The organism is Pseudomonas abieticivorans, assembly GCF_023509015.1.
In the GTDB taxonomy this organism is placed as follows: domain Bacteria; phylum Pseudomonadota; class Gammaproteobacteria; order Pseudomonadales; family Pseudomonadaceae; genus Aquipseudomonas; species Aquipseudomonas abieticivorans.
Genome location: NZ_CP094975.1, coordinates 2,276,593 through 2,290,698, shown reverse-complemented (window position 1 = coordinate 2,290,698; position 14,106 = coordinate 2,276,593). Strand labels below are relative to the sequence as shown.

Sequence of the window (14,106 nt, the reverse complement as noted above, 5' to 3'; positions counted from 1 at the left end):
ACTCTGACAATGTAAAACCGACGAATAACACGACTTGTACACAATTTGATAAGTCATTGTTATCAGTATGAAACTTACTGAGTTTTGTGCGGTCTTTATATATCGCCAGACGCTTTTATCTGTGTGTATGCCGGGTAATTAGGCACTTTTCGATACTTTATTTTGTTCGCGATAGTGTGACGGCGCGATACCGAAAGTGCGCTGGAAACTCCTGCTCATATGGCTCTGGTCGGCAAACCCGGTGGCAGCGGCGATCTCCGCCAGCGCGGCGCGGCTGTCTGTGATCAGTTGCCGCGCGCGCTCCAGGCGCTGCGCCGTCACAAATTGATGCGGGCTCAAGGCCAAGGTGGCGTGCAGCAGGCGGCGAAAGTGTCGCTGGCTGAGGTTGACCAAGGCCGCCAGGTCGTCCAGCGAGATGCGTTGATCGAGCCCCTCGTCGACATATTCGCGCAGCAAGCTGATTTCCCGTTGCGACAACTTCGCCCGCAGACTTTCGCCATCGGGTTGGGCATGGCCTGCACACACGCTGGCAATCAGCGCCGTGATCAGCGAATCGCCAACCAGGGCCCCGGCCGGGCTACCGGCGTACAAGTCCTGAGACATCGCCGCCAGCAAATGCTCAGCCATGGCATTGTGAGCCATGCGCCCGCGATGGCGCTCGAAGGCCTGCGGTTGCCAGCGGCTGTCCATGATTTGCTCTACGCGCCCGCGCTCCACGAACAAGAACCGATTGTTGGAGACGCCGCAGGTTTCAAAGCGCTGCTCATCACCTGGCAGCCAGATGCGCAGGCCGGGCGCGAGTGCTTCCCAGGTCGCCGATGAGCCTGTCTTGCGCTGATGGCGCGGCGCGTCAAACCATTGCAGGCACACATGGACATGGCCGTGGTCGGTAATGCCATGAGCGCGCCCGCGTACATCGGCAAAAAACGCGCCCTTCCATCCAACGGCCTGGCTGGTGACATTGAAGGTGGGCGGCTGGTCTTGCTTGTACAGATCTTGCGGATGCTTTCCGGGTTTGAGCATGGTGCGCTGCCCTCGCCCTGCTGGGCGGCGATATTGTTATGTTGATTAACTATATCGTCCGCCCGCGCAATCGGCAAACTCAGGCTGCTCGTGGCTCAACGGCAATCGAAACTGCTGGCCTGGTCCGGGTCGCCTTGGCCCCGGTATTGCGCCGCGCTTGGGAAGGGGCATAGTGGCCGGGTGAGCCCGGGCTTGAGGTGTTGGCCGGCGCTTGGCCCTGCCGATGCAGTCAGGCTTTTGGGTGCCTTCTGGTGCTCTACCCAATCGATGATGGGGTCCAGGGTGTCGAAGGTGTCCAGGGCGTAATCGCCACCACCGCAGTGGTTCATGCCAGGCACCAGGAACAGCCGGGCAAAGTCGTGGGTGCCTGCCCCGTAGCGTTGTTGCAGGCGTTGGTAGTAGTCGATGGTGTCCTGCGCGGAAAACACCGGGTCGCTGACGCCGTGGTACAGGATCAACTTGCCCTTACGCGCATGGAAAGCGCTGAGTTCGGTGCTGGCGGCTTCCATGAAATCCAGCGCCGATTGCGGGTATTGCGCGGTGCGTGCGGCGATGCCGCTGGCGATGCTTGCCATGGGCGCGGTCAAGATATCGAACTGGGCAGGGGGTGGCGTCATAAACACATGGTTCAGCGAGCCACCGCCCAAGGTCAGGTTCAATGCGGGCTTGCCGGCACTGCCCAGTTTCCAGGCGCGCCACCCTGCACTGGCGATGCCGCTGTCGTACAGCCAGTGGTTGTACAGCGGCTTGCCGGCTGCGTCCTTGGGGCCTGCGAAAATACGCTTGAGGCCCTCGACCTGCGCACCGCTCAGGCAGGCGGAGGCGTTGCCACCCGTGCACTGCAGGCTGGCCGGGTCGAAGCTGCAACGTTGCGGGGCGACGATCAATGAGTCAGCGGTACCGTCATCGCCGGCACATTGCTTGATCACCGCGTTGGCGACCAACGCCAGGTCGTTGTCGGAGAAAGCCTTGTCCAGTTGCGCCTGCCCGTTCGCATCTTTCGGGGCCAGGGCCGCGAGGGTCTGGCTGTCCCAGGCTTCGGCCAGCGCGGCGCGTGGCAGGCGGTAGCCTGGGGCGCCGGCGACGATACCGTCGAACAGGTTGCCGTAGCGTTGCATGGCCTGCAGGGCTTCCTGGCCACCTTTAGAGCAACCGGCGAAATACGACCAGCGAGGGTCTTGGGTGTAGAACGCCTTGATCAGCGAGCGGGCGACGGCCGTCACCTTGCCAATCGAGGCATAACCGTAGTCCACGCGCGCTTGTGGGTCTGTGCCGAACCCTGGGTTCTGCGCGGCGGAGTGGCCTGAGTCGGAAGTCACCACGGCAAAGCCGCGGTACAAGGCGGGCACATAGCCTGGGCCGTTCTTCAGCGAGGGCACGTGGCCCACCGCCTCGGCCACCACGCCATTGCTGCCGCCACCCCCCTCGTAATACAACCGACGGGCCCATTGCAGCGGCATGCGCAACTCGAAGTGAATGCCATAGTGGGCCGGCCCTCCCGCAGCCGGCACGCCCTCACGTGCTTGCAACTCGCCCCTTACCAGGCAATGGGCAGGCAGCGGTTGGGTGGTTTGCAGGCTGGTGGGCGATTCGCTTTGCACCCAGCGCGCTTCGGTGATGTGCAACTGTGCCAGGCTCAGCCCGGCCAGGTTTGCACAGCTGGCGGCATCCGGTGCCGCCAGTGCCGAGCAGGAAAGGCCAAGCAGGGCCATTGAAGAAAACAGAGCGATGGGCTTCATGTTCAACATCCTTTAAAAACGCAGGCGCAGGCCTGTGGAAGAGCTGAATGACAACGTGCCAGGGGCGGCGACGTTGCCGGGGCTGGTGCTCGCTGTAAGAGGGTTGGCTTGATCACCGGCCTTGATCAGGGCGCCGCTGACGAAGAACGTCAGGTTGCGGGTAATGCTGTAGTCATTGCCCAGCACCAGCATTTGCGTGTTGTTTTGATGGTTCAGGCGGTCATAGGAATAGGAGTAGGTGAGGTCCATGACATTGGCAGGGTTCAGATTCCATTTTGCACCTGCATAACCCATCAATATTTCCTGGGCGTCGGTGATGTTCGGCCATGGGCTGGTGGCGGTGCCCAGTGGTGAGCCACGCACGCCATAGGGCAAGTCGACATCGCTGACCCCGGCCCGCACCAGCACGTCGCCAATATGGCGGCCCACGCCCAGTGTCCAGTTGCGCACGTCGCGGCCATGCACGGCGGTGGTCGAGCCCCATTTTTGCAGGTAGGCGGCGCTCAGCAGCCATTTACCATCGTCATATACCAGGCCAAGCGACTGTTGCTGGCCGACCGAATGGTTGTCGTCGAACGGCACGCTGGCAGTGGCGTTGGCGTTGGTCGAGGGCTTGTAGAGCAAGCCGATGCTCAGGGCGCCGATGTTCAACTGGTAGCCAAAAGCGTTGGTAGGGTTGAAGTTGGACTGCGGCGTGCCGGTGCCCTGGCCAAAGCTCCAGGCGGCTGCCAGGGCATCGTAGGTTTGCTTGCCGTCACGCGGGTCGCCGCGTACCGAGGCCAGCCAGGCGGGGTCGTATTGCTCGCCAACGATCAGCTTGCCGTAGGGCGAGCCCAGTTGCAGGTTGAAGGTCTTGTTGAACGGGCTGTAGGTGGTGGAGGTGGTGCCGGAGTAGGTGACGCCACCACTGGCATCCAACCCGGCGGTCCAGCCGTCACGCAACTTGTACAGGGCTCGGAAGCCCAGGTTGGGTGAGCCTTCGGCGTTGCCCATGAAACCTAAATAGTTGCTGCGGTTGGGCTTGTAGGTCAGGTTGGGGCCGCCGTTGTTGCGCTGGAAGAACAGCCCCATGTCGGCGCCACCGTAAAGGGTGAACACGGTGTCGGCGGCTGGGGAAAACGACAGGCTGCCCGGCGGTGCCATTTTCAGGGCATCAGCCTTGGTTTTCTGTTCGGCTTGTTGCTGCGTTTGGGCGACCACTTCGCGGGTGTCAGCTGCGTTTTGTTGGGCGCGGGTTTGGGCAAGGTCGTGCTGCAATTGTTGCAGCAAGCGGCTCTGCTCGGCGATCTGCTGTTGCTGGGCTTGCAGCAGTTGCGCCATCGCTTCCAGCGACGGTGGTTGGGCGAACGCCTGCGTGCACGCACCGCTCAGGCCGATCAAAACAGCCAGGCGCGCGGCTGCGCCATCCAGGTAATTGGGCATTGGGCGAAGCTCCCCGAAGTACTTATTTTTATGAGAGTTGCGGGCCCGGGTGGGGGCAGTGGCAACGCTAACGGGGAGGGCGGCCTGTGGGATTGGACAATTCGGCCACGCAAGCGTGATGCGTGGCCGAATCGTTCATGCTGTTAACTATTTTTGCGGGAGTGCGCGTGCAGAGGTCAGGCGATTCGCAGTGCCGCCGTGGAGCGCTCCAGCCGAATGGCAACGAATTTGGATGTCGGTGTATGGCTGCCATCACCCACGCTTTCCAGCGGCACCAGCGGGTTCACTTCCGGATAGTAGGCGGCAGCCTGGCCGGCCGGGATGTCGAACGCCAGCAGGGTGAAGCCCTTCACGCGGCGCTCGCGACCGTCGTCCCAGATCGACACCAGGTCGGCTTTCTGCCCAGGCGTGAAGCCCAGGCGGATGATGTCGGCCTCGTTGGCAAACAGCACGTCACGCTGGCCCTTGACCCCACGGTAGCGGTCGTCCAGGCCATAAATGGTGGTGTTGTACTGATCGTGGGAGCGCATTGACTGCATGATCAGGTCCGGCGTTTGGCCGGTGGCACGCACGCTTTCATGGATCAGGTCGGCAGGCAGGGCGTTGGCCTTGAAGTTGGCCCGCCCGCTGGCGGTCACCCAACGACGCGAGCCGGCGCTGCTGCCCAGGTAGAAACCACCCGGGTGTTGCAGGCGCTGGTTGAAGTCCTTGAAGCCTGGAATGGTGTCGGCGATCAGGTCGCGGATGCGGCTGTAGTCGGCCACCAGCCATTCCCAGTCCACTGGCTGCTTGCCCAGGGTGGCCGCGGCGATGCCGGCAATCACCGCAGGCTCCGAGCGCATGTGCCTGGACAGCGGCTGCAACTGGCCGTTGGAGGCGTGCACCATGCTGAACGAGTCTTCCACCGTGACAGCCTGCGGGCCTTCGGCTTGCAGGTCGATGTCGGTGCGGCCCAGGCACGGCAAAATCAGTGCTTGCTTGCCATGGATCAAGTGGCTGCGGTTGAGCTTGGTGCTGATCTGCACGGTCAGGTCGCACTGGCGCAAAGCCTCGGCGGTGCGGGTGCTGTCTGGCGTGGCTTGGGCAAAGTTGCCGCCCAGGCCGATAAACACCTTGGCGCGGCCTTCGAGCATGGCGTGGATGGCCTCCACGGTGTTGTGGCCGTTGTCACGCGGTACGGCGAACTGGAAGCGCTTTTCCAGGGCGTCGAGCAGGAACGCCGGTGGGCGTTCGTTGATGCCCATGGTGCGATCGCCCTGCACGTTGCTGTGGCCGCGCACTGGGCACAAGCCGGCGCCTGGCACGCCGATGTTGCCGCGCAGCAGCATCAGGTTGGCGATTTCCTGGATGGTCGGCACCGAATGGCGATGCTGGGTAATGCCCATGGCCCAGCACATGATGACCTTTTCGGCCTTCAGGTACATGCGCGCGGCCTGCTCGATCTCGTGCAGGGGCAGGCCCGACTGCTCGACGATCTGCTCCCACGGGGTGTCATCGATACGCGCCAGGTAGTCGAGCACACCCTGGGTGTGTTCGTTGAGGAAGGCGTGGTCAAACACCGACGGTGCATGGTTGGCTTGGGCTTCGCGTTCCCACTGCAGCAGGAATTTGCCCATGCCGCGCATCATCGCCATGTCGCCACCCAAGGCCGGGCGGAAGTAGGCCGTGTTGGTCGGCTTGTCGCCGTTGGTGAGCATTTCCAGTGGGTGCTGCGGGTGCTGGAAGCGCTCCAGGCCGCGCTCTTTGAGCGGGTTGATGCACACCACCTGGGCGCCGCGGGTCACCGCTTCGCGCAGTGGTTCGAGCATGCGCGGGTGGTTGGTGCCGGGGTTTTGGCCCCAGACAAAAATCGCGTCGGCGTGCTCGAAGTCATCGAACGTCACCGTGCCCTTGCCCACCCCCACGCTCTGCGACAAGGCCACGCCGCTGGCCTCGTGGCACATGTTGGAGCAGTCGGGGAAGTTGTTGCTGCCAAAGGCGCGCACAAATAATTGGTACAGGTAGGCAGCTTCGTTGCTGGCCCGGCCCGAGGTGTAGAACTCGGCCTGGTTCGGCGAGTCCAGGTTCTGTAGGTGGCGGGCAATCAACGCATTGGCAGCGTCCCAGCTAACGGGCAGGTAATGGTCGCTGGCGCTGTCGTACATCATCGGCTCGGTCAGGCGGCCCTGGTACTCCAGCCAGTAGTCACTCTGCTCCAGCAAGGCGGTCACGCTGTGTTTGGCAAAGAATGCCGCGTCCACACGGCGCTTGGTGGCTTCCCAGTTGACGGCCTTGGCGCCGTTCTCGCAGAACTTCACCATGCCGCTTTCCGGCGAATCACCCCAAGCGCAACCCGGGCAGTCGAAGCCGCCGTTCTGGTTGGTCTTGAGCATCATGCGGATGTTCTTCAGGGCGTTATCGCTGGTCAGCCAGGCTTGCGTCACGCTGATCAGTGCGCCCCAGCCGCCTGCCGCACCCCGGTAAGGCTTGTAGCGGGGGGTAGGGGTCTTGTCGGCTTGGTGGTGATTACTCACGCTTTATTCTCCAACGCGGGGCTATACACCCGTGGCGCACTTTTTTGCGGCAGGTGGATAAGATTGAGGTTGTGCCGGCGTGCCCATTGCAGGGCCAGGCCGGTGGGGGCAGACAAGCTGACCAGCGTCTGAATGCCGGCGCGCAGCACTTTCTGGATCAGTTCCAGGCTGCAGCGGCTGGTGACGATGGCAGTGCCGCCCTCCAGCGCGATGGCCTGGCGGATCAAGGCACCGATCAGCTTGTCCAGAGCGTTGTGCCGGCCGATGTCTTCGCGGCCCAGCAGCAGTTCGCCCTGGTCGTTCATGAACACCGCCGCATGCACCGCGCCGCAGTGCTGGCCCAGCGGCTGGAATTCGCTGATGCGCTGGCGCAGGCCTTCCAGCCAGTGCGCCGGTGGCAGCGGGGCGCCGGGCAGTGCGTTTAATTCGGGCAGGGCCTGCTCCACCGCTTCCACGCCGCACAGGCCGCAGCCGCTGGTGCCGGCCAATTGGCGACGCTGGGTTTTGAGATTCCAGAAGGCCCGGCTGGCGATCTGCACTTCGGCCTGCTGGGCCGAGCCACGACCGCTGAGCTTGATGTCGTAGATCTCGTCGGCCGAGGCAATGATGCCGCTACCGATGCTGAAACCGACGATAAAGTCTTCAAGGTCTGTAGGGCTGACCAGCATCACCGCCTGGCTGATACCGTTGTAGGCGATCGCCAGGGCCACTTCTTCGGCCAAGGCAGTATCGGCATGGTCGTCGTGGGCAAGGGAGCTGTAGGAGTAGGTCTGGCTGGCCGCCGGCGCAGTTGAGGCTGGGGCAGGTGCCGCGCAGGCCGGGCGCTTGGTATTCATGGAGTCGTACCGGCAGTAGGTCCAATCCTAAGCCTAGGCTTGTGCGCAGGTGCCGTCTAATTGCTAGTACTGATCTATTGATAGATGGCGTCGATCACGCCAAGGGTCACTGGTCGGATCAGCCGAGCCTGGATCCCGGATTGCCTAGACTTCGTAGTTCCATATAACAACGACGAAGGAATGAATCATGAGTCTTTTAAGCTTTGTAAAAGAAGCCGGTGAAAAACTGCTCAATGCCCTCACGGGCAGCGATTCGGCGCAGGCTGCGGAGTCCTTGAAAGAGCATGTGAAGCAAGTCGGCCTGGATAATTCCAAGGTTTCGGTTGCCGTTGACGGCGACAAGGTCACGGCTACCGGCACGGTGGATACCCAAGAGGAAAAAGAGAAGATCCTGCTGGCCCTGGGCAACGTGGTGGGCGTCAGTACCGTGGATGACCAGATCACCGTGGTGACCGTGGCTGCGGTAGCGCGTTTCGTGACGGTGAAGAAGGGCGATACCCTGAGCGCGATCTCCAAGGCCGAGTATGGCGACCCGAACAAGTATCAGAAGATTTTCGAGGCGAACAAGCCATTGCTCAGCAGCCCGGACAAGATTTACCCAGGGCAGGTGTTGCGGGTTCCGGAGTGAGGTAGGCGTTGGGCTTTTCGCGGATAAATACGCTCCTACATGGCCCGCAGGAGCGGATTTATCCGCGAAACTGGCGCCGCGGTCTATAAGCCTTGTACTAAGTCCCGATAATCCTCGACCGCCGCAAACTCCTCTGTGTCCTTTGGCCCCTTTTTGCTGTCCGGCTCGCGCACCGCCAGCAGGTGTGCCACGCCAAACGCCCGGGCGCTGCGCAAAATCGGCAAGGTATCGTCGATAAACAGGCTGCGCGCTGGGTCAAAGCCGATGTCGTCCTGCAATGCACTCCAGAACTGCTGGCTTTCCTTGGGGTAGCCATAGTCGTGGGAGCTGATCAGCCGCTCGAAATAGGGCGCCAGTTGGATGCGCTCCATTTTTACCGAGAGTGAGTCGCGGTGGGCGTTGGTGATCAGGATCACCCGCTTGCCGGCCTGCTTGATTGCCGCCAGAAAGGTGTCTGCGTCTGGCCGCAGGGCGATCAGGTCAGCGGTTTCCAGCTTGAGCTCGCGCACCGGCAGGCGCAGTTCGGCGCTCCAGAAGTCCAGGCAATACCAGTTCAACAGGCCGGCGTTTTTCTCGAACAGTGGGCGCATTTCCAGTTCTGCCATGGCGCGGCTCACGCCGTGCACCTCGGCATAGCGCTGGGGCAGGTGCTCCAGCCAGAAATGGTTGTCGTAGTGCAGGTCCAGCAGGGTGCCGTCCATGTCCAGCAGAACGGTGTCGATATCGCGCCAGGTTATGGAGGGCATACGAAAGATTCTCAGGCAGTCATTAACATGTGAGCGGGCAAGCCACGGTATAGTAACCCGTTCACGCCAAGGAGCCGCCCCATGCGCCAGAAACCTACCGTACTTGCCCGCGAGATTGTCGCCACCAGCCGGATATTCCGGGTGGAAGAAGTGCAACTGCGCTTTTCCAATGGCGTAGAGCGCACCTACGAGCGCTTGGTGGGGCGTGGCACCGGGTATGGCGCGGTAATGATCGTGGCGATGATCGACAGCGAGCATGCGCTGCTGATCGAAGAATACTGCGGCGGCACCGATGAGTACGAACTGTCGCTGCCCAAAGGGCTGATCGAACCAGGCGAAGACGTGCTGGCCGCGGCCAACCGCGAGCTCAAGGAGGAAGCCGGTTATGGCGCCCATGAGCTGGAACATATTACCGAGCTGTCGTTGTCACCCGGCTACATGAGCCAGAAGATCCAGGTGGTCTTGGCCAGCGACCTGTTCGAGGAGCGCCTGGAGGGCGACGAGCCGGAGCCGATGCGCGTAGACCGCATCAACCTGCGCGAGCTGGCCAGCTTGGCGCAGCACCCACAATTTTCCGAAGGGCGGGCCTTGGCGGCGTTGTACCTGGTGCGGGACATTCTTACCGAGCGCGGGGTGTACAAGCCATGACCCAGGTGCACCCCCTGCTAGACGGTGTGATCAAGCTGGCCCATCAGGCCGGCGCAGCCATACTGCCGCACTGGCGCGCCAACGTGGCGGTTACCAGCAAGGCCGACGAGTCGCCGGTAACCGCTGCAGACCTGGCGGCGCACCACGTGATCGTCGCCGGCCTCACGGCCCTGGACCCGAGCATTGCGATCCTGTCTGAAGAAGACTGCGGCATCAGCTTTGCCGATCGCAAGCGCTGGAGCCGTTGGTGGTTGGTGGACCCGCTGGATGGCACCAAGGAATTCATCGCCGGCACCGAAGAGTTCACCGTCAACATTGCCCTGATTGAAAACGGCCGGGTGGTGTTTGGCGTAGTGTCGATGCCCACCAACGGTCGCTGCTACTACGGTGGCGCTGGTTTGGGTGCTTGGCGTAGCGAAGCGGATGGCAGTTGTGCGCCCATCCAGGTTCGTCATCAGCCGCCTGCCGGGCAAGCCTTTACCGTGGTCGCCAGCCGCCGCCATTCCAGCCCGGACCAAGAGCGTTTGCTGGCCGGCTTGAGTGCCGAGCTGGGTGAGCTGGAACTGGCCAATATTGGCAGTTCGCTGAAATTCTGCCTGCTGGCCGAAGGTTCGGCCGACTGCTACCCGCGCCTGGCGCCCACTTCGCAGTGGGACACGGCGGCTGCGCAAGGGGTGCTGGAAGGCGCGGGGGGTGAGGTGTTGACGGTGGATGGCCAGCCGTTCGACTACCCGGCGCGCGAGTCGCTGTTGAATGAGTTTTTCTTGGCGTTGCCGGCAGGTGCGCCTTGGCGCGAGGTGTTGCTTGAGCTGGCTCGGGGCTGAGTTTTCTGCGGATCAATCCGCTCCTACAGGGGCGGTTTGATCCGCGAAAGCGGCTACCGGTGCAACACATACTGCCCGCTGAACTGCACCGCCTCTTCCTCGCTTCCCTCATTGCTCAACCGCGACTGCAAGGCCAATCGCGCCCGCCCATAGCGCGCATAAGTCGCCAAGAACCGCCGCCAGACCTTCTCATCCGGCGCTTCACACACGGCGATCGCATCCCGGGTGACGGGCAGCGGATAACTGATCTGCCCCTCCTGGATCACGATATGCCCGTCCTCGATCCCGGCCTCGCGCAGGCGCAGGTGCAGCCAACCCCAGCCGGCAAGCACCGCGCCGCAGTAGAGGCTGCCGCCAAACAGGGTGCTCTTGTGGTTGACGTTGGCGGCCAGCGGCAGGCGCAGGGTCAGGCGCTGTTGTTGCCAGCCCAGCACCTGCAGGCCCATCTGGCGGGTAATGGGGATGTCGCTGTGCAGTACCGCTTGCAGGTACTCGCTGTCGTCGTTCATGGGGCGGGCTCCTGTCAGTCGTTATCGTCGCCGGCCGCGAAGTTCAGGCCGTGCTTGCGTAGTTTGTCGTGCAGGGTTTTGCGCGGCGTGCCCAGGGCCTCGGCCAGGCTGCGCATCGAGTTGTGCGGGCGGGCCATTTCGGCGGCGATCAACGAGCGCTCGAAGCTTTCCACCTGCTCGCTGAGGTTGCCGTGCAAGGGCGCCAGGGCAGGCTGGGCGGTGCTTGCCTCGGGGTTATCCAAGGCCATCTCCAGGCCCAGGGCGAAACGTTCGGCGGCATTTTGCAGCTCGCGCACGTTACCCGGCCAGGTGTGGCGCAGCAGCAACGCGCGTTGGCCCGGCAGCAATTGGTGGGGCGCCAGGCCGTGGCGTTCGCTGGCGGCATCGGCGTAATGCTGGAACAACATCAGGGCGTCTTCGCCACGCTCACGCAGGGGCGGGATGCGCAGCGAGGCCACGTTCAGGCGGTAGTAAAGGTCGGCACGAAAGCGCCCTTGGTCGGCAGCCTGGCGCAGGTCTTCCTTGGTGGCGGCAATAATGCGGATATCCAGCGGGATCAACTGGTTGCCGCCCAGGCGTTCCACCACGCGTTCTTGCAGCAAGCGCAGCAGCTTGACCTGCACGTCCAGGCTCATGCTCTCGATTTCGTCGAGGAACAGGGTGCCGCCGTTGGCAAACTCGAACTTGCCGATTCGGCGTTTTTGCGCGCCGGTGAAGGCGCCCGGTTCGTGGCCGAACAGCTCGCTTTCCACCACTGACTCTGCCAGGGCACCGGCGTTGATGGCCACGAACGGACCGTTGCGGCGGTTCGACAGGTCGTGCAGGGCCCGCGCCACCACTTCCTTGCCGGCGCCGGTTTCACCCAGGATCAGCACGTCGGCGCGGGTCGCGGCCAAGGCGCCGATCTGCTCGCGCAGGCGCGACATGGGCGCCGACTGGCCGACCAGGCGCGTGCTCAGTTCGGTGCGGTCGCTCAGGGCCAGGCGCAGGCTGCGGTTGTCCAGCACCAGCCGGCGCAAGGCCAGGCCGCGGCGCACGCTGTCGAGCAGCGCATCGCTGGCGAAGGGCTTCTCCAGGAAGTCATAAGCGCCGGCACGCATGGCTTGCACCGCCAACGGCACGTCGCCGTGGCCGGTGATCAGCAGCACGGGCAGTTCGTTGTCCAATGCATGCAACTGCTGCAGCAACTGCAGGCCGTCGATGCCGGGCATGCGGATGTCACTGACGATCACGCCGGGCCAGTCACGCTCGATGCGCTCGGCCAGCCCGGCCGCTTCGGCCAGGGACAAAATCTTCAGGCCGGCCAGGTCCAGGGTCTGGCTCAGGGCCTGGCGCAGGTGTGGATCGTCATCGATCAGCACGACCTGCACCAGGCTGTCGATGGCGGCGTCCGTACTCATGCAGAAGGGTCCTCGGGGGCTTTGATATTTACGCCAGGCTCGGCGGCACGCAGGCGCACGGTCAACAGCGCACCGCCTTGCGGGTGGTTGGCCAGCAGCAGTTCACCGCCCAGCGCACGCATCAGGGTATCGCAGATGGCCAGGCCCAGGCCAAGGCCCTGGGTGCGGGTCTTGGTGGTGAAAAATGGCTCGCGGGCGCGGGTCATGGCCTCGCTGGTGAAGCCTGGGCCATTGTCGCGGATGTACAAGTTGACGCCTTCTGCCGTCTGCTCGGCGCTCAGCCACAGGCAGCGCGGGTTGGCTTTTTCGGTGAGCGCGTCCAAGGCGTTGGCCAACAGATTGCTCAGCACCTGGCGCAAGCGGGTTTCGCCGGCCTGCACCCACAGCGGCGCATCGGGCAGGTCGCGGAACAGTTCCACGGCCATGGCCCGGCGTCGTTTGGCCAGCAGCGCCAAGGCATCGTCCAGGGCCGGCTGCAGGGCCACGCTTTCCAACGCATGCCGGTCGCGGCGGGCGAAGGCGCGCAGGTGGGCAATGATCGAGGCCATGCGCCCGGTCAGTTCGCTGATCAGCTTGAGGTTGCCGCGGGCGTCGTCGGTGCGCTGATGGTCCAGCAACACCTCGGCGTTCTCGGCATAGCTGCGGATCGCCGCCAGGGGTTGGTTAAGCTCGTGGCTGATGCTCGCCGACATGGTGCCGAGCACCGACAGCTTGCCGGCCTGCACCACCTCGTCCTGGGCGCGCACCAGTTCCTGTTGGGCGTGTTCGCGCTCCAGTACTTCCTGTTTCAGCCGGCTGTTCAGGCCCTCCAGGTCTTTGGTGCGCTCGATCACCCGCAGCTCCAGGTCGCGCCGGGCCTTGGCTTCGAAGGCCAGCCGATCGAGGTAGTTGCGCCGGCGCTGCATCATCAGGCTCAGCCACAGCATCAATACCAGCAACGCTGCCGCGCCGATCACCACGACTGTGCGCACGGGCCGGTCGATGAGTGTGCGCGGGGCCAGGATGCTGACCTCCCAACCGGTTTCCGGGATGCTGCGCGATTGCATCAGCCAGGCATGGGGCTCCAGGTTGAGTGGTTGCGGGTCTTGCGTGGGGTACGGTTTGATCGAGATGATGGCCTGGTGTTCTTGCGCGGTCAGCGAACGGGTCGCACGGAAGCGCCATTCCGAATGCGAGGTGATGATGACCACGCCGTTATGGTCGGTCAGCAGCAGCTGTTCCGGGGTTTTGCCCCACAGTGTTTCGGTGTGGTCCAGGTCGACCTTGACCACCAGGGCGCCGATCACCTTGTCACCATCGCGCACGGCGGCGGCGAAAAAGTAGCCACGCTTGGCCGAGGTGGTGCCCAGGCCGAAGAAGCGCCCCAGCCGCCCGGCAATCGCATCGCTGTAGTACGGCCGGAAGGCAAAGTTGCGCCCCACGAAGCTGTCTTTCTTGTCCCAGTTGGAGGCGGCCAGGGTGTTGCCGCTGGGGTCCAGCAGGTACATCACCTCTGCGCCGGTCTGGCTGCAAATGTCCTTGAGCAACAGGTTGGCCCGGCTCAGGGTGTCGGCATCACCGGGGGTGGCCAGCGCGGCACGCAGGGCCGGCAGGTCGCCGAGGATTTGCGGCAGGGTTTCATAGCGGTGCAGGGTGCCCAGCAGGTTGGCGACGTACAGGTCCAGGGTCTGGCGGTTCTGGCTCAGCAGTTCACTGCGGTAGTAGCGCTCGGCCAGGTGCTGCAACGGCCACAGCAGCGGGGCCAGGATCAGCGCCAGCAAGGCCAGGTTGCGCCAGCGTGGGCGACGGGGAAGGGTGGGGGTCATAAATGCGCGCCGT

Annotated in this window: 12 protein-coding genes; 3 read left to right on the top strand and 9 right to left on the bottom strand. The window is 63.4% G+C overall.

Annotated elements, in window-relative coordinates; translation table 11 throughout:
- Positions 1-138: 138 nt before the first annotated feature.
- The 5 genes from L9B60_RS10225 to fdhD all read right to left on the bottom strand — a co-directional run bounded on the left by L9B60_RS10225 (position 139) and on the right by fdhD (position 7,533).
- A complete protein-coding gene (locus tag L9B60_RS10225) occupies positions 139-1,023 on the bottom strand; it encodes an AraC family transcriptional regulator (protein ID WP_249678372.1) in 885 nt (294 codons plus the stop codon).
- A gap of 95 nt (positions 1,024-1,118) precedes the next feature.
- Positions 1,119-2,762 carry a tannase/feruloyl esterase family alpha/beta hydrolase gene (locus L9B60_RS10220; RefSeq protein WP_249678371.1) on the bottom strand — a complete coding sequence of 548 codons (1,644 nt, stop codon included), beginning with the start codon at positions 2,760-2,762 and terminating at the stop codon, positions 1,119-1,121.
- A gap of 12 nt (positions 2,763-2,774) precedes the next feature.
- On the bottom strand, positions 2,775-4,184 hold the full coding sequence (locus L9B60_RS10215) for a porin (protein WP_249678370.1): 1,410 nt from the start codon (positions 4,182-4,184) through the stop codon (positions 2,775-2,777).
- Between the two features lie 176 nt (positions 4,185-4,360).
- Positions 4,361-6,697, bottom strand: coding sequence for an FdhF/YdeP family oxidoreductase (locus L9B60_RS10210; protein WP_249678369.1), 2,337 nt, complete (start codon positions 6,695-6,697; stop codon positions 4,361-4,363).
- Positions 6,694-7,533, bottom strand: coding sequence for a formate dehydrogenase accessory sulfurtransferase FdhD (gene fdhD, locus L9B60_RS10205; protein WP_249678368.1), 840 nt, complete (start codon positions 7,531-7,533; stop codon positions 6,694-6,696). Before fdhD ends, L9B60_RS10210 begins: the two co-directional genes overlap by 4 nt.
- Positions 7,534-7,720: 187 nt before the next feature.
- Here fdhD and lysM point away from each other — a divergent pair, with 187 nt between their 5' ends.
- Positions 7,721-8,161, top strand: a complete 441-nt coding sequence (lysM, locus tag L9B60_RS10200; protein WP_249678367.1) for a peptidoglycan-binding protein LysM — start codon at positions 7,721-7,723, stop codon at positions 8,159-8,161.
- A gap of 83 nt (positions 8,162-8,244) precedes the next feature.
- Here the strand turns inward: lysM and yrfG are convergent, their stop codons facing one another.
- Positions 8,245-8,907, bottom strand: a complete 663-nt coding sequence (yrfG, locus tag L9B60_RS10195) for a GMP/IMP nucleotidase (RefSeq protein ID WP_249678366.1) — start codon at positions 8,905-8,907, stop codon at positions 8,245-8,247.
- 81 nt (positions 8,908-8,988) lie between these two features.
- Between yrfG and nudE the strand changes: the two genes are divergently transcribed.
- Together nudE and cysQ are read left to right on the top strand one after the other, a co-directional pair.
- Positions 8,989-9,555: an ADP compounds hydrolase NudE gene (nudE, locus tag L9B60_RS10190; protein WP_249678365.1), complete on the top strand. Its 567-nt coding sequence runs from the start codon at positions 8,989-8,991 to the stop codon at positions 9,553-9,555.
- The gene (gene cysQ / locus L9B60_RS10185; protein WP_249678364.1) at positions 9,552-10,379 is read left to right on the top strand and encodes a 3'(2'),5'-bisphosphate nucleotidase CysQ; all 828 of its coding nucleotides are present in this window, start codon (positions 9,552-9,554) and stop codon (positions 10,377-10,379) included. The genes nudE and cysQ overlap by 4 nt, the downstream gene beginning before the upstream one ends.
- Before the next feature lie 53 nt (positions 10,380-10,432).
- Here the strand turns inward: cysQ and L9B60_RS10180 are convergent, their stop codons facing one another.
- From L9B60_RS10180 to L9B60_RS10170, 3 genes are read right to left on the bottom strand one after another with little or no spacing between them, the layout of a single operon-like run.
- Complete coding sequence (locus tag L9B60_RS10180) at positions 10,433-10,888, bottom strand: YiiD C-terminal domain-containing protein (RefSeq protein ID WP_249678363.1); 456 nt, start codon at positions 10,886-10,888, stop codon at positions 10,433-10,435.
- 14 nt (positions 10,889-10,902) lie between these two features.
- Positions 10,903-12,288, bottom strand: coding sequence for a sigma-54-dependent transcriptional regulator (locus L9B60_RS10175; RefSeq protein ID WP_249678362.1), 1,386 nt, complete (start codon positions 12,286-12,288; stop codon positions 10,903-10,905).
- Positions 12,285-14,093, bottom strand: a complete 1,809-nt coding sequence (locus L9B60_RS10170) for a sensor histidine kinase (RefSeq protein WP_249678361.1) — start codon at positions 14,091-14,093, stop codon at positions 12,285-12,287. The genes L9B60_RS10175 and L9B60_RS10170 overlap by 4 nt, the downstream gene beginning before the upstream one ends.
- Positions 14,094-14,106: the final 13 nt, after the last annotated feature.

What these genes read in the sequence shown, in the direction of transcription:
- L9B60_RS10225 (WP_249678372.1), bottom strand. Translation starts at nt 1,023, where the DNA reads ATGCTCAAACCCGGAAAGCATCCGCAAGATCTGTACAAGCAAGACCAG.
- L9B60_RS10220 (WP_249678371.1), bottom strand. Translation starts at nt 2,762, where the DNA reads ATGAAGCCCATCGCTCTGTTTTCTTCAATGGCCCTGCTTGGCCTTTCC.
- L9B60_RS10215 (WP_249678370.1), bottom strand. Translation starts at nt 4,184, where the DNA reads ATGCCCAATTACCTGGATGGCGCAGCCGCGCGCCTGGCTGTTTTGATC.
- fdhD (WP_249678368.1), bottom strand. Translation starts at nt 7,533, where the DNA reads ATGAATACCAAGCGCCCGGCCTGCGCGGCACCTGCCCCAGCCTCAACT.
- lysM (WP_249678367.1), top strand. Translation starts at nt 7,721, where the DNA reads ATGAGTCTTTTAAGCTTTGTAAAAGAAGCCGGTGAAAAACTGCTCAAT.
- yrfG (WP_249678366.1), bottom strand. Translation starts at nt 8,907, where the DNA reads ATGCCCTCCATAACCTGGCGCGATATCGACACCGTTCTGCTGGACATG.
- nudE (WP_249678365.1), top strand. Translation starts at nt 8,989, where the DNA reads ATGCGCCAGAAACCTACCGTACTTGCCCGCGAGATTGTCGCCACCAGC.
- cysQ (WP_249678364.1), top strand. Translation starts at nt 9,552, where the DNA reads ATGACCCAGGTGCACCCCCTGCTAGACGGTGTGATCAAGCTGGCCCAT.
- L9B60_RS10180 (WP_249678363.1), bottom strand. Translation starts at nt 10,888, where the DNA reads ATGAACGACGACAGCGAGTACCTGCAAGCGGTACTGCACAGCGACATC.
- L9B60_RS10175 (WP_249678362.1), bottom strand. Translation starts at nt 12,288, where the DNA reads ATGAGTACGGACGCCGCCATCGACAGCCTGGTGCAGGTCGTGCTGATC.
- L9B60_RS10170 (WP_249678361.1), bottom strand. Translation starts at nt 14,093, where the DNA reads ATGACCCCCACCCTTCCCCGTCGCCCACGCTGGCGCAACCTGGCCTTG.